Below are 18,478 nucleotides of genomic sequence, written 5' to 3'. Positions count from 1 at the left end.
CCTGGAGGCCACTGTAAGGGTTTGTGACTGGTGGCCGATGCACCACGGGTTCAGGGCGTTTGCCACAACGCGCCCTGCGGTTCGCCAGGCAATCTCTCGAGGCCGAGGTGACGGTAGACGGCTGCCGTCGCCACGCGCCCGCGCGGCGTACGTTGCAGGAAGCCCTGCTGGATCAGATAGGGTTCAAGCACATCCTCGATCGTATCGCGCGCCTCGCCGATGGCGGCGGCGAGGTTATCGACTCCTACCGGGCCACCGCCGAACTTGTCGATGATGGCGAACAACAGTTTGCGGTCCATGACGTCGAGCCCGCCGTGATCGACGTCGAGCATCGACAGCGCCGCATCCGCCACTTCGGGCGTGATGCAGCCGCCGGCCCGCACCTCGGCAAAATCGCGAACTCGCCGCAGCAGGCGGTTGGCGATGCGCGGTGTGCCGCGCGAACGGTGGGCGATTTCCAGCGCGCCGCCGGCATCGGTAGGCACCTTGAGCAGTTGCGAAGAGCGGGTGACGATCAGCGTCAGTTCCTCGGGCGTGTAGAACTCGAGCCGCGAGACAATCCCGAAGCGGTCGCGCAGCGGATTGGTCAACATGCCGGCACGGGTCGTCGCGCCGACCAGCGTGAACGGCGGCAGATCGAGTTTGACCGAGCGCGCCGCGGGACCCTCACCGATCATGATGTCGATCTGAAAGTCCTCGAGCGCCGGATAAAGAATCTCTTCGACAACCGGCGAGAGACGGTGGATCTCGTCGATGAACAGTACGTCGCGGGGTTCGAGGTTGGTCAGGATGGCGGCGAGGTCGCCTGCGCGTTCGAGTACCGGGCCTGATGTCGAACGCAGGTTGACACCCATTTCGGTCGCGATGATGTGCGCCAGCGTGGTTTTTCCCAGCCCGGGCGGACCGAACAGGAGCACGTGGTCGAGCGTGTCGTTGCGCTTCCTGGCGGCCTCGATGAAGATCGCCAGTTGCTCGCGAATCTTCGCCTGCCCGACGTAGTCGGCCAGGCGCCGGGGCCGCAGCGCGCGCTCAATCGCTTCTTCCTGGGTGGATTTCGCTTCTGCCGAAATCAGCCGCTCCCCCGGAACGCTGGCGAGGTGGTCGTTCTCGATCATGGTGACGCTTGCTTTCCGGCCGTGTCTCGTGATGCCGACGGTTCCGAGTGAACATGCGCCAGCCACTCGCGGATCAGGACCTGCCCGAGAGCCAGCAGGGTCGGTCCGAGGAACAGGCCAATGAAGCCGAAAACCAGTACGCCGCCGAAAACGCCGACCACGATCAGCAGCAGCGGCAGGCTGGCGGTACGCGAAATCAGGATCGGTTTGATGAAGTTGTCGACACTGCTGATGCCGAACATGCCCCACAGCACCATGAACAGGGCCCAGCCGGTCTGTCCTTCGTGGTAGAGCCAGACGGCCGCACCGAGCCAGATCAGCGTCGCGCCGACCACCGGCACCATCGAAAAGAAGAACGTCGCGACGGTCAGGATGACGATTCCAGGGACGCCGGCGATGATGAACCCGATCATCGCCACCACCGCCTGTGCCGCCGCGGTTCCGACGATTCCGACCATCACCCCGGTGACCGTCCCTTCGGCCAGCGCCAGCATGCGCTCGCCCAGGTCGCCGGCAAGCGCGCGGCTGCTGGTGTGCAGTGCCTCGGCATAGATGTGCGCGTCACGGAAGATGAAGAAGACGAAGAAGATCACCAGCACCAGTTGCAGCAGACCCTGCGCCAGCAGCGAAGCGGCGCTCAGCGCCAATCTGCGGGTCGGGTCTACAAACTGGTGCAGCAGATTGTTCATCTCTTCCCGGCTCTCGATCAGTTCGTGCCAGTAAGCGGCGGCATCACGGCCGATGATCGGCAGCCTCACCAGCCAGGCCGGCGGGTCGGCGGGCAATCCACCCTCCATCAGCGGCTTGAAATAGCGTATTGCCATCTCGACACCGTCGGCGAGTGACCCTGAGAGCAATGCCATCGGCGCCACCAGCAGCATCAGCAGCAGGATCGACACCAGCAGCGCGGCCAGGTTGCTGCGGCCGCCGCAGAGGGTCAGCAGGCGATTGCGGATCGGCAAGGTGGTGACACAGATGACGACGGCGAACAGCAGGGTGCCGGTGAACGGTAGCAATACGGCAATGCAGCCGATCAGCAGCAGCGCGACCAGAGCGATCTGGATGAGTTGTTTGTGGCCGGGGTTCATTGTCGATTCAGACTCTTGACAGCAGCTTGAGCGCCTGGCGGATGCCATCGGAGATGGTGACGTCGGCGGGCAATTGCTTCATCGCCGCAGCGGCTTCGCGCTCATTGTAACCTAGCGCCAGCAGCGCATTGAGGATGTCATTGTGCGCGTCGTCGGCAGACACGCTGGTGGTCGGCAGCGCGTCGGCGAGTTTTCCCTTGAGTTCGAGCAGCAGGCGCTCGGCGGTCTTGATGCCAATGCCTGGCACCCTGGTCAGGCGTCCGACCTCCTGACGGGCGACCACCAGGGCCAGATCGCTGACCGAGAGCCCCGAGAGCACCGACAGAGCCATGCGCGCGCCGACACCTGAAATCTTCAGCAACTGGCGAAAGGCGAAGCGCTCCGCCTCGCTGGCAAAACCGTAGAGGAAGTGCCCGTCTTCGCGGACCAGGAAATGGGTCAGCAAGCTGAGCTTTTCGCCGTTCGCCGGCAGGCTGTAGAACGTGCTCATCGGCACGTCGAGTTCATAGCCGACGCCGTGTACGTCGAGCACCACCTGTGGCGGGTTTTTTTCGAGGAGGATTCCAGTCAGTCGGCAGATCATCGCTTGCTCTTGCTCATCGACGCAGGCCTTTTCCGGCAATCAAGCGGCCGTTGCGTACGTGCAAACCAACGTCGGCCAGTCGTCCTAGCCCCTGTCCGCCATGCGCGTGGGCAATGGCACAGGCGAGCGCATCGGCGGCGTCGGCGCTGGGGTCCGCCGACAAGCATAGCAGCCGGCGGACCATGTGCTGAACCTGTACCTTGTCGGCGTGACCGTTGCCGACTACGGCCTGTTTGACCTGCAGTGCTGTGTACTCGGCAACGTCGAGTCCGCTGGAGACCAGCGCGGTGATCGCCGCGCCTCGCGCCTGACCGAGCAGCAGCGTGGATTGCGGATTGACATTGACGAAGACGATCTCGGCTGCTGCCTGGTCGGGTCGGTGTAGCGCCACCAGGTCGCACAGGCCGGCGTAGATCGTCCCCAGGCGACCGGGCAGCGAGTCCCTGACGTTGGTCCGGATACAGCCGCTGGCCAGGTAGGCCAGCCGGTTTCCGGTCTTCTCGATCAGACCGAAGCCGGTGATGCGCAAGCCGGGGTCGATGCCGAGGATGCGCAGCACCGGTTTGGCCGCGTCGATCATCGGACGGGTGCCCGCGCCAGATAGACACCACCTACTGCCAACACCATCCCGGCCAGGGCCAGGCCGCCTAGCGTTTCGCCGAAGACCAGCCAGGCGATGATCGCCGTGCTCGGAGGCGTCAGATAGAAGAGACTGGCGACATTGACCGCACTGCCGCTGCGAATCAGGACGTTGAGCAGGCTGATCGCGCCGAACGAGAGTACCAGCACCAACCACAGCAGGGCGAAGGCGAATTGTGGCGTCCATTCGATGTGCATGCTTTCGCTGGTCCACGCGGCCAGTGCGGTCACCGCCGCTGTCGGCAGGAACTGAATCACCGAACCGGTGCGCAGGTCGAAATGCGGGCAGAAGCGCTTCTGATAAAGCGTGCCGAGGGTGATTCCGAGCAGCGCTACGGCCGCCGGGAGCAACATCGCGGCCAGCATCACGTTGCCGAGTTTGTTGGCCACGACCAGTGCCACGCCGGCAAAGCCGAGCACCAGGCCCAGCCATTGCCGCGGCGATACCCGTTCTCCGAGCAGGAAGCCTGCACCACACGCCGTGAGCAACGGTTGCATGCCGACTACCAGTGCCGTGACGCCGGCCGGCAGACCGTGCTTGATGGCCATGAATACCCCGCCGAGATAGATGGCATGCACCAGCAGGCCGGACACGCCGATGTGAACAACCTGGCGCACATCGGCTGGCCACGGCGCGCGGGTGGCCAGCGCAAAGGTGGTCATCAGCGCGAGCACCAGCAGGTAGCGGGCGAGCAGGAAAGTCAGGGGTTCGGCGTACGGCAGGCCGAATTTGGCGCCGACGAAACCAGTACTCCACAGGAAGACAAAAAGAAAAGGCAGCAGTGATGGCAGGGGGCGCATGGGGTCGGCTTATTGACGCAGGGCCGGAGTGTAGCAAGCATCGTAGCAGCGGTGGCAGCAAAAGGCCCTGGTGTTGGAATTGCACGCCTCGCGGTCGTCGCTACCCGGAGTGACGAACCCCGCCGGAGCGGGGTTCGTCTATGGTGGATGGCGATACCGGCTGTGCCGAATTATTTCTTCGGTGTGCCCGCCTCGGCATTTTTTGCAGCGTCCTTCTTCTCTTTTTTGTTAGCCTTCTTGGCATCGTCCTTGCTCACCGAGGTCTCTGCCTTGGTCGGCCCGCCTTTGGCTGTGGTGGCTGCCGCCGCTGCCGGTTCGACCTGACTGGCCGTCACCGCCTTGGCAGGTGCTGCCGCTGTTGGCGTCGCTGTTGGGCTTGCTGTTGGCGTTGCTTTGCCTGGTTCAGCCTTGGCCGCTGGAACTGGCAGGGTTGCTGGCGCGGCAGGTGCTTTTGTAACGCTCGTCGGCGCGGGTGTCGCCGCGGTGGCTGTCGGCGCTGGTGCCGGAGTGGGGCTGGCTGCCGGGCTCGGCTTGGCCGGCTCGTTGGCCGGTGCAGCAGCCTGGGCCGGCGTCTTGGCTGTCGTCAAACCGCTCAGTGTCACATCGTTCTTCATCTTTCCCAATACCGCCGGGCCGATACCCGGAACCTTGGTGAGGTCATCCACCGATTTGAAAGCGCCGTTCTTGGTACGATAATCGATGATCGCCTTGGCCTTCGCCGGACCGATGCCGGTGAGCATTTGCAGTTCTGCCTCATTGGCGGTATTCACGTTGACCGCGGCCAAGGCATTTGCTGCGATCATCAGCAGAGCGACCAACAGGGTAATCAGCTTGTGCATGGAATTCCTCCGGATGAGATGGGGTTTGCAGGTCACCATGCGTCTCTCGCCATGGTGCCGTGCATCTGTGATTAACGGTGCAGCAGACGTTTGCGTTGACCCAAGCGTGGAATTCCCCGCCTCGGGCGCATGCGCCGGGAATCCCGCGAGGCATGCCGACCGGTTGGAAGGTGCGCGCAAACCGCATTCGGACCGGACGAAACGGCTCTCGTATCCCATGGCAGGCGACCGCGTTCGCCGGGGGAAACTACTTGCGCAGGGGTTTGCGATAACCCAGGGCCTTTGATATCTCATTGGCCGTCGCCTTGATCGGTGTGATCCAGTCCGGGTTGTGGCGGTCGCTGGGCGCAGAGATCGAGAGGCCGGCGACCAACTGGTCTTCGTCGTTGCGGATTGGTGCGGCAAGACAGCGCAGGCCGATTTCGGCTTCTTCGTTGTCGTAGGCAAAATCGTGGCGGCGGATCTTGTCGAGTTCCTTTTCCAACGCGTCGAGGCGCGTCAGGGAATGCGGGGTCTTCCCGGGCAGGCCGGTACGCCTGGCGTAGGCACGCACATCGGCCAGCCCGTCGGCGGCCAGAAACAGCTTGCCAACCGAAGTCAGATGCAGCGGTGCACGCCCACCCACCAGGTAAACCACGCGCACCAGCGAACGGCCGCTCGATGTTCTTTCGACATAGATGATTTCATCGTCGTGGCGAATGCCGAGATTCACCGCTTCGCCGATCAGTTCGTGCAACTGCTGCATGAATGGCAAGGCGACCTGGCGGATGTTGATCCGCGATTTGACGATGTTACCCAATTCGAGCAGTCGGATACCGAGCGTGTAGGTTCCGACATCGTGCCGTTCGACGATCGCGGCGCTGGTCATCACCGCCAGGATTCGATGCGCCGTGGACGGGTGCAAGCCGGTGTTCTGCGACAGGATCTTGAGACTCACCGGGTCCGGCATGTCGGCCAGCACGTCGAGCAGCGACATCATCCGCTCGATGACCTGAATCGAACCTTTCTCTGCCTGTTGTTCGGCCATCGCCTGGGTGTCCAACCTTCCATCTGTCGCCATCGGAGAATACTCGCGGCTGCTCCGCCAATCGCCCACCGCAGCTTGTGCGGCGCAATATCTTACCATCATGCGCGCCGCCCGGTTGACATGTGACGGGTTTGCGCCGAGCAAAAGTGACTGGGCGTACCCCGATGCAAGTACAATGTCGCGCCGGTGCTGTGCGCGCATCGGCGCAGTCAACAGTGATCCAACATTTCATCGCCCGAGGAACCCTTGCCGCAGCGAACTCTCAACCCTGGCATCCTGTCCGGAGAACTGCTGAGACGATGCTGAGCCGGCTACTCGTGGCGGTATTATGGATGCTGCATTTTCTGCCGCTGTCGATCCTGGCGCGCATCGGCAAAGCGCTCGGAACCATCCTCTTCAGTGTTGGCCGCAGGCGACGGCACATCGTGATGGTGAATCTTGGTCTGTGCTTTCCCGATCTCGTTTCACGCCAGCGACTACTGTTGGCAAAGGCGCATTTCTGTGTGCTCGGCCGCAGCATGCTGGAGCGCAGCCTGCTCTGGTGGGCAAGTCCGGACAGGCTGTCGAAATTGATCCACGTTGTCGGCGAGGAAAGGATACGGACGCTCCTCGATGCCGGTCGTCCGGTTTTGCTGCTGGCGCCGCACTTTGTCGGACTTGACGCCGGCGGCGTCGGGATCGCCATGCGTTTCGACAGTGTCAGCATCTACGCGGTGCAGTCCAACGCCGTTTTCGATCGCCTCCTGCTACGCGGGCGCAGGCGCTTTGGTGATCAGCTTCTGCTCTCCCGCAATGAGAGTGTGCGGACCAGCGTCAGGGCGATGAAGGCCGGGCGTCCGCTCTACTACCTTCCGGACATGGACTTCCGTAGCCGGGATTCCATCTTTGTCCCGTTTTTTGGCGTGCAGGCGGCCACCATCACCGGTTTGTCGCGTTTGGCGCGGCTTGCAGGCGCCGCCGTCGTCCCCTGCGTGACGCGTATCCTGCCCGGCGCCGAGGGCTACATCGTTACTGTCGGAGAGCCATGGCAGGACTTTCCCTCCGAGGACGTCGAAGCCGATACCAGGCGCATGAATGCCTGGATCGAGACGGCGGTACGTACGATGCCGGAGCAGTATTACTGGGTGCACCGTCGTTTCAAGACCCGGCCGCCCGGCGAACCTCGTCCCTATTGATCCTTGCGGCGTTTCGCTGGTCGGACCGGCTTGTTCCGACGAGCGAACAGAAGATGGTCCGAGGCAGGTATACTTGCCGATTTCGTCGATCCGGGACCGCTGATGCACGTCCTGGGCCGAAGGTGTGATCCTCTGAGACCTCGACCTTGGCACTGACCCTACTAGGACTGTCCGGCGCGCTGACCCACGACCCTTCGGCAGCGCTTTACATCGACGGCGTGCTCGTCGCAGCCGCAGAAGAGGAACGATTCGTCCGCGACAAGCACGCCAAGAACCGCATGCCCTACGAAGCCGCGAAGTTCTGCCTCGACTTTGCCGGCATCAAGCCCGCCGATGTCGACGCCGTTGCCATCCCCTTTGCCCCGATCAGCCTTTCCGAGCCCGCGCGCTGGCACTACGCCAAACGCTACTGGTACGCGCCGGAGCGAGCCTTGGACGCCATTCTGAGCGGAAACAGGCGCTATTACCGCTATCGGAAGCGTATCGAATGGTGCCTGCAGCAACTCGGTTTCGATTTGAAAAAAACGGAAATCGTGCCGGTCGAGCATCATCTGGCGCACGCGGCGAGCGCCTACCATTGCTCGGGATTCCAGGAAAAGACGGCGATTCTCGGCATCGACGGCAAGGGCGAGTACGCCACCACTTTTTTTGGCTACGGCGAGAATGGCCGGATTCACAAGCTCAAGGAATTCTACGATCCCGATTCGCTGGGCGGTTTGTACGGCGCCTTGACCGAGTATCTGGGTTTCGAGATGCTGGACGGCGAGTACAAGGTGATGGGCATGGCGCCCTATGGCGACCCCGGTAGATACGACTTCTCGCGCCTGGCCAAATTCGAGAACGGTGAATTGACCATCAACACCGACTATGCCAACGTTATCGGCCTGCGTCGCTACAAGGAAAACGGGAAAGGCTATTATTTTTCGCCGAAACTGGTCGACTGGCTGGGTCCGCGGCGTTCGGGAGACGTCGCCGACGATCCCTACATCCACTACGCGGCAAGCATGCAGAAGCTTTTCGAGGATCTGTCGTTGCAGATGATCGACTATTACCTTGCCGACATTCTCCGCGACACCGGACGCCTCGCCTTTTCAGGAGGCGGCGCGTTGAACGTGAAGCTCAACCAGAAAATCATCGCCCGTCCCGATGTCAGGGAACTCTTTGTCCAACCCGCTTCCGGCGATGCCGGGACGGCGGTCGGAGCAGCCGCGTATGTCTCCGTGCAGCGCGGCGTGGCGGTCGAAAAGATGGAGCACGTATACCTCGGGCCTGCGTACAGCAACGAAGACGTGATCGCCGCCTGTGCTCGCCATCCGGCGCAGCCTGCATGGCAACGGATCGGGCAGGTGCCGCAGCGCGTCGCCAGGCTGCTGGCCGACGGACACCCCGTGGCGTGGTTTCAGGGGCGGATGGAATTTGGTCCGCGCGCCCTCGGCGGCCGCTCGATTCTGGGCTGCCCGAGCGTTGCCGGGGTCGCCGACCGGATCAACGCCCAGATCAAGTTCCGCGAGCGCTGGCGACCGTTCTGCCCGAGCATGCTCGACAGCGTCGGGCCGCAGATGTTGAACAGCGGACATCCCGCACCGTTCATGACCTTTACCTTCGAAGTTGCCCAAGGCTGGAAGGAACGTGTCCCCGAAGTCGTCCACGAAGACGGTACCTCGCGTGCGCAGGTGTTGAAGCGCGAGTACAACCCGCGTTATCACGACTTGATGAGCGAACTCGAGAAGCTGACCGGTAACGGCGTGGTCCTCAACACTTCGCTCAATCGCCGCGGCGAACCGATGATCTGCTCTCCGACAGATGCACTGAACATGTTTTTCGGGTCAGATTTGCAGTACCTGGTGATGGAAGACATCCTGGTCGTGAAGGCGGCGGAGTCGTGCGCAGTCCCGGCAAGTCAGGTTGACATCCGAAACTGAAGGAACAGTTGTTTCAGCAAGCCGCAACCCTTCGGGAGTTGTGAGACGAAATTGCCGTGCTCAGGGGTCAGAGGGGCGGGCAGCTGATGAAACCGAGACGGATGGACAAACAGACGGACCAGGATGGACTGCCCGGTGGTATGGGTCATCCACCATCAATGCCGTGGTTCGGATCCGTGGCATCAACGCCGCTTCCCCCATCTGCGCGCCGCCCATTACGCTCCGATCTTCTCTTCGCGCATGCGGCGAACATTCAGACCCTGATCAACCACACCAGAATGCTTCGCTGGAACTGTGGATGTACGCTCCACGGACAATGCCTTGAAGCAATTGCTCGCCCTGCAGTTGTGGAAGTGCGTTCAGTGATTGCCATCGCGCCTTGGTGAAATGGCGCCATGATCACCGCGGGGCTAATTGCAAAGTGGTTGCGGGTGAAATCGATCCATCGGACTTCCCATGCGCGACGCCTACGCACCGAAGTCCGATCAATTCGTTATGCTTTCCTGGGCAGGACCTGCGATTGCAGAGTTGAGGCGTCTGTCGTTGTACCCATAGGCACCGAGTCGCTCATTTGAAATCCCGGTCACCGGGAATGGCGGGTGTCTAAACTTCGGATCTCGGTAAAGTGAGGCAATTGTCGATCCGGACGATGATCGTCAGCCCCGAAGCCTGTAGAATGCGCACGGGCCTGTAGCTCAGTTGGTCAGAGCAGAGGACTTAGCGAGGGCAACCTGAACATCTTCTGAAGTGTGGTTGCCCTCATGGGTTGCTCGTTGCCAGTGCAGTTCTGGTAGCGGGTAGAACTGGTCAAATTCGGTGGAAGCTCACTCCCTTGGGATATGCCAATACCGAGCCAAATCCCTTAGGCAACACGGGGAAAGGTGTAGAGACTAGACGGCCAGCCTGTAACGGGAAGGTATAGTCCAGACCACAAACTCGAAAGAGGCGGCGAAAGCCGTAGTGGTAAGCATAATCCTTTGGTCCAGGGTTCAAGCCCCTGCGGGCCCACCAGACAAGAAGGCCAACCCCTTATCGGGTTGGCCTTTTTTTGCGTACTGCCGCGTGTTGGCGCGGGTTCGTGCGGGTTCCTGTGGACTTCGTGGTTTCCCGCGGGCGCCCGGATTCGGCCGTTTTCACTCTCTCCGGGCCATTTTTCTCTCCGTCCTCGCTCACCGCTGGACGCCGAAGTCCACGAGTTCATGAAATTGCACCGTTACGAATCAACAGCTTATACGTGGTCCATTCAAGCGGTTGATTCGTGGCATTGGTAGGCGGCGGGAACAGCGGCGCCATGCCAGCAAGCGAGAAATGCTGGATCCCTGGCTGGCGAGCAGCGTCCGATCAGATCCCGACGTTCAGTGCCGCCGGCGCGAGCGTCTGCTCGGTGGCCGGTGCTGCCATTGACGGGCTTGTCGAAGCTCCGAGCCGACGAATGACCGTTTCCGAATTCACTGCAGGACTGCTCTGTGCCCATTGCGGCCAATGGATCATCGATCGCTGTGAGCCAAGGCCGCTGCTGCAGGAGCGGCCACGCGCCGGATCACGGGCAGTGCTTGGCGGGCGATTCTGGGGGTCTTCCGCCATTCGCGGCTCATGCGGGTGCGAAATTGGCGATTGACTGCCGCATAATGCGTCAGCAATGCATCTTGCAGGCTGGTTGGATTTCCTATCATTGCCGATGCATCGACGACAAAGACACGTGAAATGATTGCTCTGCTGCAGCGCTCGCTCAAGACCCGGGTGACCCTGTTCACACTTTCCATTTTCGTCATCAGCATCTGGGCGCTGGCGTTTTACGCGAGCCGGGTGCTGCGCGCGGATATGGAGCGCCTGCTGGGCGAACAGCAGTATTCGATCGTTTCCGTACTCGCCGCCGAGATCAATCAAGAGTTGGGTGACCGCTTGAGTGCGCTGGAAAAAGTTGTCGAAAGACTTACCCCGGCCATGCTGGGCGACGCGGCGACCATGCAGCGATTCCTCGAAGACCGCCCGGTTCTTCAGGCCCTCTTCAACGGCGGCGTCATCACCTACCGGACAGACGGTACCGTGATTGCTGACAGTCTTCCCGCAGCCGGGCGGATTGGCGCCAATTACCTGGACATCGATACCGTGGCGGCTGCGTTGCAAGAGGGCAGATCAACCATCGGCCGGCAGGTGATGGGCAAGAAATTGCGGGCGCCGGTTTTCGGTATTACCGTGCCCGTTCGCGATCATCAGGGCAAGGTAATTGGCGGTCTGGGTGGCGTGGTAAATCTTGGGACGCCCGGCTTTCTGGACAAGATCACCGAAAGCACCCACGGCACGACCGGCGGCTACTTGATAGTTGCGCGGGAATACCGGTTGATTATCACTGCCACCGACAAAAGTCGCATCATGGAAACACTCCCTCCGGCCGGCGTCAATTGGTTGGTTGACAGGTTTATTCAGGGCTACGAGGGGCCGGGTGTCGTCGTCAATCCACGGGGTGTGGAGGTGCTATCCTCGGCCAAGGGCATTCCCGCAGCAGGCTGGTACCTTGCAGCTTTCCTGCCCACCGCGGAAGCCTTTGCCCCGATTCGCGCGATGCAAGAGCGCATGCTGCTGAGTACCATTCTTCTTACGCTGCTGGCCGGAAGCCTGACCTGGTGGATGTTGAGACGCCAACTTGCACCGGTGGTGGCGACCGCCCAGACATTGGCCGCCCAGTCGACTGCAGGCCTGCCGCTCCAACCCTTGCCCATCACGCGCCAGGACGAAGTCGGCGACCTGATCGGCGGCTTCAATCGCCTGCTGCTAACCCTGGGCCAGCGTGAAGACGCTCTGAAGGAAAGCGAAGAAAATCTCGCCGTCACCCTGCACTCTATCGGCGACGCGGTGATCGCCACGGATACTGTCGGCCGGGTGACCCGGATGAATGCCATGGCGGAGCGTCTTTGCGGATGGATGCTGGCCGACGCCCTGGGTCGCCCCTTGTCCGAGGTCTTTCGCCTTTTCAATGCCGATACTCGCGAACCGGGAGTCAATCCGGTGCAATCGGTCCTCGCGCATGGTCACGTGGTTGGCCTCGCCAACCATACGGTATTGCTGGCCAAGGACGGTCAGGAGTACCGGATTGCCGACAGCGCGGCCCCTATCCGCAATGCTGCAGGAGGAATCGTCGGCGTGGTGCTGGTGTTCAGTGATGTCACCAAGAATTATCGCGCGGAGAAAGCGCTGCGGGATAGCGAGGAACGCTTTCGCAATCTATATGAACAGGCACCACTGGCCTATCAGTCTCTCGATGCGGCGGGCAACATTCTGCAAGTTAACAACGCCTGGCTGAAGTTGTTCGGCTTCACGCATGACGAGGTAATTGGACGTTTCATCGGAGATTTCCTAGACGAAAGTTCGCTCAAGACCCTGGGTCGGGAGTTTCCTCAGTTTCTATCAAGAGGCAAGGTGGATGGACCGGTCTTCGACATCAGACGCAAGGACGGTAGCAATCGGCTGGTTGAGATCAACGGTCGAATTGGCTATGACAGCGAAGGCAATTTCTGCCAAACCCACTGCATCCTGACCGACATTACCGAGCGCAAGAAGGCTGAGGCGGCATTGCTGGAAAGCGAAGAGCGCTGGAAGTTTGCACTCGAAGGCGCAGGTGAAGGCGTTTGGGATTGGAATATCCAGACTGGTGACGCACTGTACTCGAGACGATGGAAAGAAATGCTCGGTTTTGCCGAAAATGAGATCGGGAATAACTCCTCCGAATGGTCGAGCCGTGTCCACCCGGAGGACATGCCCAAGGTGATGGCGGCAATCCAGGCCCATATCGACGGCAAGACACGCTCGGCCGCGATTGAGTTTCGCATGTTGTGCAAGGATGGCACTTGGCTATGGATGCTTGGCCGCGGCATGGTGGTAAGCCGCGATGCCAACGGCAAGCCTTTGCGGCTCGTTGGCACCAACGCCGACATCAGCGAGCGCAAGGCGACGGCCGACAAGATCGAACGTTTGGCCTTCTACGACCCGCTCACCGATCTGCCCAATCGGCGGCTCCTGCTCGACCGGCTGGAACAGGCACTAGCCAGCAGCACCCGCCACAATCGCCATGGTGCATTGATGCTGCTCGACATGGATGATTTCAAGACCCTCAATGACACGCTGGGGCATGACGTTGGCGACCAGTTTCTGGTAGAGGTGGCAAGCCGCCTTCAAGCCGCCGTTCGTGAAGGCGATACTGTCGCGCGTCACGGCGGAGACGAATTTGTGGTGATACTCGAAGATCTCAGCGAAGATGCGCTCGCCGTCACGCAGGCAGAAAGCGTTGCCGTGAAGATTCTGCACGTCGTTAGCCAGCCTTACCTGCTCGATCTGACTCTTCGAGCGGACTTGAAGAACACGCTCAGCTATCACTGCACATCGAGTATCGGCATCACCCTGTTTCGAGGCCACTCCCTCTCGGCCGATGAGTTGATGAGACGCGCCGATACGGCCATGTATCAGGCCAAGGCCGGTGGCCGCAACTCGCTGCGCTTCTTCGATCCGGAGATGCAGGCAGTCGTCGCTGCCCGAGCCACCCTGGATAGCGATCTGCGCGAGGCGGTGCGGGAGGGCCAGTTCTGCCTTTGCTACCAACCGCAGGTGGACAGCGCCGGAAACCGGACGGGTGCCGAGGTCTTGGTGCGCTGGCAGCATCCGCGGCGCGGCATAGTGCCTCCAGTCGAGTTCATTCCTCAGGCCGAGGCAACAGGACTGATTATTCCCCTAGGTCATTGGGTACTTGAAACTGCATGCGCCCAACTGGTGGCCTGGGAAGCCCTGCCGAAGATGTGTCATCTCACGGTGGCGGTCAATGTCAGCGCCCGCCAGTTCCGCCATGGGGATTTCGTGGATCAGGTACTGGCGATGATCGACAGCACCGGAGTTAACCCTCAGAAACTGAAACTGGAACTGACCGAGAGCCTGCTGCTGGATGATGTGGAAGACACCATCAGCAAGATGACCGTGCTGAAAGCCAGAGGCGTCGGCTTTTCGCTGGACGACTTTGGCACGGGCTATTCTTCGCTGTCTTATCTGAAACGCTTGCCGCTCGACCAACTCAAGATTGACCAGTCCTTCGTCAGGGATGTGCTGACGGATCCCAACGACGCCGCCATCGCCCGAACCATCGTGGCCCTGGCGCAAAGCATGGGTCTGGCCGTGATCGCCGAGGGCGTAGAAACAGAGGCACAGCGTGAATTTCTTGCCGCCAATGGCTGTACTGCTTACCAGGGCTTCCTTTTTGGTCGGCCAATGCCTCAGGAGGAGTTTTCGCATCCGACCGGAGTGACTACAAGGGAAGTGTAAGCCGTCATGCACGGTGTCAATGACAGCACAGGGGTCTGACTCGGTTCCGACTACCTGCCGCAGAACCTGTGCGTCGGCAACCTGTCTGATCGGACCGACAGTTTCCTCAAGCGCGCGTCTCTTAATAGCCGATAGTATTCGTTGGTGCCTGCATCCACGAAGCGGACGCAGGCGCACGTTGCTAGCTTTCGCCGCAATACCCCCCGCGGCCGAACCTCAGAAGTTCACACCGGACTCGCCATTAGTCATCAAAGGGTTTGCCGCCCACCACCCCGTCGGGGTCTGGTTCCGGTCGCGATCACTCTGGCCGCTTCTCCCCGCCACCCACACCAATCCTCGCGCGCGGCTCCTCCCACACCACCGGCGGACTGATCGCCAGCTCATGCACCGTGACGTGAGGAGGCAGGGTCTCGTCCAGGATGGCCGCCACGATGTCCGGCGCGAGCGTGGTCAGGTTGAGCATTCGGCACATGTAGCTGTTGTCGATCTTCTCGCGAGCGGCGAGTTCGGTGATGGATTTGGCTTCGCCCGATTCGAGCATCGCTAGCCACCGATAACCACGGGCCAGCGCCAGCTGCATCGGCGTTGCCGCGACATCCCAAGGCCGCGGTTCGGCAGCTTCACCGCCCGGCAGGGTAACCAGTTTCCGCCCGCTGCGGCGCTTGATCTAGATCGGCACCGACAGGGTCAGCCTGCCGTCGCTGGCCGCGATCACATCTGGCGCACCGGTCTTGCGGATCCGAATCCCGTTCATACCAGAACCTCCTGCCGCCGTTCGGCCGGCTCCGGCCGCAGATCCAGCACCACTCGCTCGATGCCATTGGCGCGCAGGCGCACTTCCAGATCGGTGGGCGAAACGATCACCTTCTCGACCAGGAGTCGGACGATGCGGGTCTGCTCGGCCGGGAACAACTGGTCCCATATCGCATCGAGGCGCGTCATGGCGACGGTGACCTTGGCCTCGTCCAGGGTCGGATCCTGTTTGCTCGCTTGCGACAGCAGGTCGCCGAGAAGCGCCGGGGCGCGCAGGATTCCGCGCAGTTGTTCGAGCACCGCCGATTCCAGTTCGGCTGCCGGCAAGCGGGGCAGGCCGGACGCGCCCGCCTGCTCCTTGGTATCGCGCATCGGGATGTAGTACCGGTAGCGCCGCCCGCTACTCTTCTTCGTCGAGTGCCAGGGCGACAGGGCGCGCCCGTCGTTGCCGAAGACGATCCCCTTGAGCAGGAAGGGGACGACCGCCTGGGTGGCGCCGCCGCGCACCCGGCAGTTGGTGGCGAGGATCGTGTGCACGCGGTCCCACAACTCACGTTCGATGATCGCCGGGTGCGCCCCCGGGAACCACTGCTCCTAGTGTCGTAACTCGCCGAGGTAGGTGCGGTTGTTCAGTAGTTTGTAGATCATCCCCTTGTCGATCGCCCTGCCCTCGCGGACCTTGCCGTCCTGCGTGGTCCAGGCCTTCGAGGTGACGCCGTCCAGCTTCAACTCATTGAACAGGGCGGTGCTCGAACCGAGTTCGACGAAGCGCTGAAAGATGTGCCGGATGAGTTGGGCTTCCCGCTCGTTCGGCACCAGTCGCCGGTTGTCGACATCGTAGCCCAGGGGTGGCACTCCACCCATCCACATTCCCTTGGCCTTTCTGGCGGCGATCTTGTCGCGGATGCGCTCACCGGTGACCTCGCGCTCGAACTGCGCGAAGGACAGCAGCAAGTTGAGCATCAGCCGGCCCATCGAGGTCGTCGTGTTGAACTGCTGGGTCACCGAGACGAAGGAGACGCCGTACCGCTCGAAGAACAGCGGTCCCGACCACCGGGTTCCGGTGATCTCGCGCGCGATCATCGACAGGCTCGGGTACATCCGGCCGTTGAACTCGTACTGTCCGTCGGTGGTGGCGATCACGCAGTATTCGACGTCGCGATATTCCCGGGTCAGCACCGTACCCGCGGTAGGCCGGGTGTCGCGGTCGCGCTTCTGGACCTTGCCCGGTTCCAGGAGGGATTCGATCCGACGCTGGTTTTGCTCCAGCAGTTTGGCGTCGACCTTGCGGAACTCGCCCAACACCGGCGTGCCGATGCAGTCTCCGTATCTGGCGATTGCCAACAAGCAGGCGCAGATTATGACCAAGGCCGCGACCGAGACGGGCTTCACTCCTGCATCGCGCTCGCGCATCACGTTGCCCGTGGCGGCGGCGGACAAACTGGATCCCTGGAACGAGATCGCCGGCTGATTCTTTCAGGGCTGTTTGTCGATCAAGCGCAGCATCAGCGTCATCGGATGCACGGGCGACACCTGAAATCCGTAGTGCTCGTAAAACCCCTTGGCCTGGTCATGAAGGGCGTGTACCAGAAGCGCCCGGACGCCGGCGTTTTGCGCGACGGCAGCCGCCCGCTTGACGGCATCCTGCAACAGCGAAGCGCCCAGCTTGATCCCATGCGCACGATGATCGACGGCAAGCCGGCCCAGCACGATCACCGGCACGGGGTCCGGCACGGGGTCCGGCATATTGCGCCGCACGGCACTCGTGGCCATCTGGTGGGAAACGGCGCCAGCGGCGAGCGCGTAGTAACCGCGGACACGCTGGTCTTGATCGGTCACCACGAAAGTGCGGCTGGCACCGCTCAGTTGGTTAGCCAGGGCTCGCCGCTTCAGCCACTCGTCGAGAAGGACCTCGCCACACGCGAATTCATCGACCCGATGCACCGCCAACAGCGGCTGCGGAGCGTTGAGTTGGAAGCTCATGCCGGGCTGGCGTCGACTTCCCAAGGCGTCTTGACCGCCATCAGGCGCTCCAGCCCCGCATCGCGGACCGGTGGTGCATCGAGCAGGTCGGAGAACTGACGAAACTTGTCGGCATCCAGGCGGAAGAAAACCTGATCGAGCACTACCGACTGCGCTTTGTCGCAGGCGGCCTCGAGCATGAAGTCGGATCGGTTCTTGCCCAATAAGGTCGCGGCATGATCAATCAGATCCCGCTGCTCCGGGAGGGCCCGCAAGTTGATGGCGGCGTCACGCATAAAATGGTCCTTCGCGGCATACACAATAGATATACGTAGCGTAGCGAGGCGTGTATCTATTGTCAACACACTGCCGTGGGCATGGGTCAGACGGGTTGGCAAGGGCATCACGAGCGCTTTCCCGGTGGTCGCGGGGGAGTGACAGGAACGAACAGGGCGCTTTGGTAAGCCCAAGGCGGCCGCTCTACACGACGGCCGGGAACCGACCAGCCTCCTATGCAAGAATGGCCGCTTTGGAACACGAGGCTCGAATGCCTTCTGGCTATAAGTACTCTTTGAGCGCTACTTACGCAATGCGGACGTAGGCGAACTGCCACCATTCCCGGCAACCGTCCCAGACGCCGAACCTCGGACGCACACACCGGACTGGCCAACAGGCAGCATGTGTCTCCTGCGGCCACCACCCGACTGGATCCAGGCGCGATCACTCCGGCTGCCGCCCACCGACACCACCACCAATCCGCTTCCGTTGCTCCTCCCACAGCAGCGGCGGACTGATCGCCAGATCATGCACGGTCACGTGAGGAGGCAAGGTCTCGTCCAGGATGGCCGCAACGATGTCGGGCGCGAGCGTGGTCAGGTTTTCTTCGCTCTCGGCCGGAGCCAAAAGTCTTCTAGCGCGTCGACCTGACCCATTACGAATCCACAGCTTATACGTGGTCCAATCAAGCGGTTGATTCGTGGCATTGGTAGGCGTTGGAAACAGCTGCGCCATGTCAGCGAGCGCGAAAAGCTGAATCTCTGGCTGGCTGGTGATCCGTTGCCGGCCAACTTCCGACCTTGAGTGTCGCCGTTCGAGCGTCTGCCCGGTGGCCGGTGCTGCCATTGACGGGCTTGTCAAAGTTTAGCGCCGACGAAGGACCGCTTCCGAATTCGCTGTAGAACTGCTCGCGACCCGCTGCGGACATAGGACAAATGGAAACCCGGCGGCCGGTTAGTACACCAAGCAGGCTTTGACACCGGCAAATCGTCGT

14 protein-coding genes and 3 pseudogenes are annotated in these 18,478 nt (G+C 61.6%); 4 read left to right on the top strand and 13 right to left on the bottom strand.

All coding sequences use genetic code 11. The features are described from left to right. Window positions 1-50: 50 nt before the first annotated feature. From ruvB to AC15MQ_RS08960, 7 genes are all read right to left on the bottom strand, one after another. Complete coding sequence (ruvB, locus tag AC15MQ_RS08990) at window positions 51-1,115, bottom strand: Holliday junction branch migration DNA helicase RuvB (RefSeq protein WP_287655292.1); 1,065 nt, start codon at window positions 1,113-1,115, stop codon at window positions 51-53. Continuing rightward, entirely contained in the window at window positions 1,112-2,203 is a 1,092-nt protein-coding gene (locus AC15MQ_RS08985; RefSeq protein WP_287655293.1) for an AI-2E family transporter, read from the bottom strand. Before AC15MQ_RS08985 ends, ruvB begins: the two co-directional genes overlap by 4 nt. Before the next feature lie 7 nt (window positions 2,204-2,210). After that, window positions 2,211-2,786, bottom strand: coding sequence for a Holliday junction branch migration protein RuvA (gene ruvA / locus AC15MQ_RS08980; protein ID WP_287667005.1), 576 nt, complete (start codon window positions 2,784-2,786; stop codon window positions 2,211-2,213). A 13-nt stretch (window positions 2,787-2,799) separates the two neighbouring features. Further along, complete coding sequence (gene ruvC, locus AC15MQ_RS08975; RefSeq protein ID WP_287655295.1) at window positions 2,800-3,366, bottom strand: crossover junction endodeoxyribonuclease RuvC; 567 nt, start codon at window positions 3,364-3,366, stop codon at window positions 2,800-2,802. Then, window positions 3,363-4,226: a DMT family transporter gene (locus AC15MQ_RS08970; protein WP_287667008.1), complete on the bottom strand. Its 864-nt coding sequence runs from the start codon at window positions 4,224-4,226 to the stop codon at window positions 3,363-3,365. Before AC15MQ_RS08970 ends, ruvC begins: the two co-directional genes overlap by 4 nt. A 170-nt stretch (window positions 4,227-4,396) precedes the next feature. Then, window positions 4,397-5,065, bottom strand: coding sequence for a ComEA family DNA-binding protein (locus tag AC15MQ_RS08965; RefSeq protein ID WP_483079929.1), 669 nt, complete (start codon window positions 5,063-5,065; stop codon window positions 4,397-4,399). 247 nt (window positions 5,066-5,312) lie between these two features. Beyond that, window positions 5,313-6,092: an IclR family transcriptional regulator gene (locus tag AC15MQ_RS08960; RefSeq protein ID WP_287655298.1), complete on the bottom strand. Its 780-nt coding sequence runs from the start codon at window positions 6,090-6,092 to the stop codon at window positions 5,313-5,315. Between the two features lie 302 nt (window positions 6,093-6,394). On the opposite strand from AC15MQ_RS08960, the gene AC15MQ_RS08955 reads away from it, so the two are divergent. The 3 genes from AC15MQ_RS08955 to AC15MQ_RS08945 all read left to right on the top strand — a co-directional run bounded on the left by AC15MQ_RS08955 (window position 6,395) and on the right by AC15MQ_RS08945 (window position 14,493). Further along, entirely contained in the window at window positions 6,395-7,267 is an 873-nt protein-coding gene (locus AC15MQ_RS08955; RefSeq protein WP_483080632.1) for an LpxL/LpxP family acyltransferase, read from the top strand. Window positions 7,268-7,413: 146 nt separating this feature from the next. After that, entirely contained in the window at window positions 7,414-9,189 is a 1,776-nt protein-coding gene (locus AC15MQ_RS08950; RefSeq protein ID WP_287655299.1) for a carbamoyltransferase family protein, read from the top strand. Between the two features lie 1,704 nt (window positions 9,190-10,893). Next, a complete protein-coding gene (locus tag AC15MQ_RS08945) occupies window positions 10,894-14,493 on the top strand; it encodes a bifunctional diguanylate cyclase/phosphodiesterase (protein WP_483079928.1) in 3,600 nt (1,199 codons plus the stop codon). A gap of 298 nt (window positions 14,494-14,791) precedes the next feature. On the opposite strand, the pseudogene AC15MQ_RS08940 reads toward AC15MQ_RS08945, so the two are convergent. The 3 pseudogenes from AC15MQ_RS08940 to AC15MQ_RS08930 form a co-directional block, all read right to left on the bottom strand. Next, window positions 14,792-15,247, bottom strand: a pseudogene (locus AC15MQ_RS08940) (LacI family transcriptional regulator). Beyond that, window positions 15,244-16,281 (bottom strand): annotated as a pseudogene (locus AC15MQ_RS08935) (recombinase family protein); the annotation flags it as partial. The pseudogenes AC15MQ_RS08935 and AC15MQ_RS08940, both read right to left, overlap by 4 nt. 9 nt (window positions 16,282-16,290) lie before the next feature. Beyond that, window positions 16,291-16,659 (bottom strand): annotated as a pseudogene (locus AC15MQ_RS08930) (DUF2924 domain-containing protein); the annotation flags it as partial. Here AC15MQ_RS08930 and AC15MQ_RS08925 point away from each other — a divergent pair. After that, window positions 16,607-16,717, top strand: coding sequence for a hypothetical protein (locus tag AC15MQ_RS08925; protein ID WP_483079927.1), 111 nt, complete (start codon window positions 16,607-16,609; stop codon window positions 16,715-16,717). The pseudogene AC15MQ_RS08930 and the gene AC15MQ_RS08925 overlap by 53 nt on opposite strands. A gap of 5 nt (window positions 16,718-16,722) precedes the next feature. Here AC15MQ_RS08925 and AC15MQ_RS08920 read toward each other — a convergent pair whose 3' ends face one another. The 3 genes from AC15MQ_RS08920 to AC15MQ_RS08910 form a co-directional block, all read right to left on the bottom strand. Next, window positions 16,723-17,229 (bottom strand): GNAT family N-acetyltransferase, encoded by a 507-nt coding sequence (locus tag AC15MQ_RS08920; RefSeq protein ID WP_483079926.1) that lies wholly within the window; start codon window positions 17,227-17,229, stop codon window positions 16,723-16,725. Continuing rightward, window positions 17,226-17,504 carry a type II toxin-antitoxin system TacA family antitoxin gene (locus AC15MQ_RS08915; protein WP_483080631.1) on the bottom strand — a complete coding sequence of 93 codons (279 nt, stop codon included), beginning with the start codon at window positions 17,502-17,504 and terminating at the stop codon, window positions 17,226-17,228. The genes AC15MQ_RS08920 and AC15MQ_RS08915 overlap by 4 nt, the downstream gene beginning before the upstream one ends. A gap of 424 nt (window positions 17,505-17,928) precedes the next feature. Then, window positions 17,929-18,330, bottom strand: a complete 402-nt coding sequence (locus AC15MQ_RS08910) for a hypothetical protein (RefSeq protein ID WP_483079925.1) — start codon at window positions 18,328-18,330, stop codon at window positions 17,929-17,931. Window positions 18,331-18,478: the final 148 nt, after the last annotated feature.

Source organism: Candidatus Accumulibacter propinquus, assembly GCF_056856495.1.
Note: the sequence above shows the minus strand (reverse complement) of the source record. Positions and strands in the feature narration are given on the sequence as shown.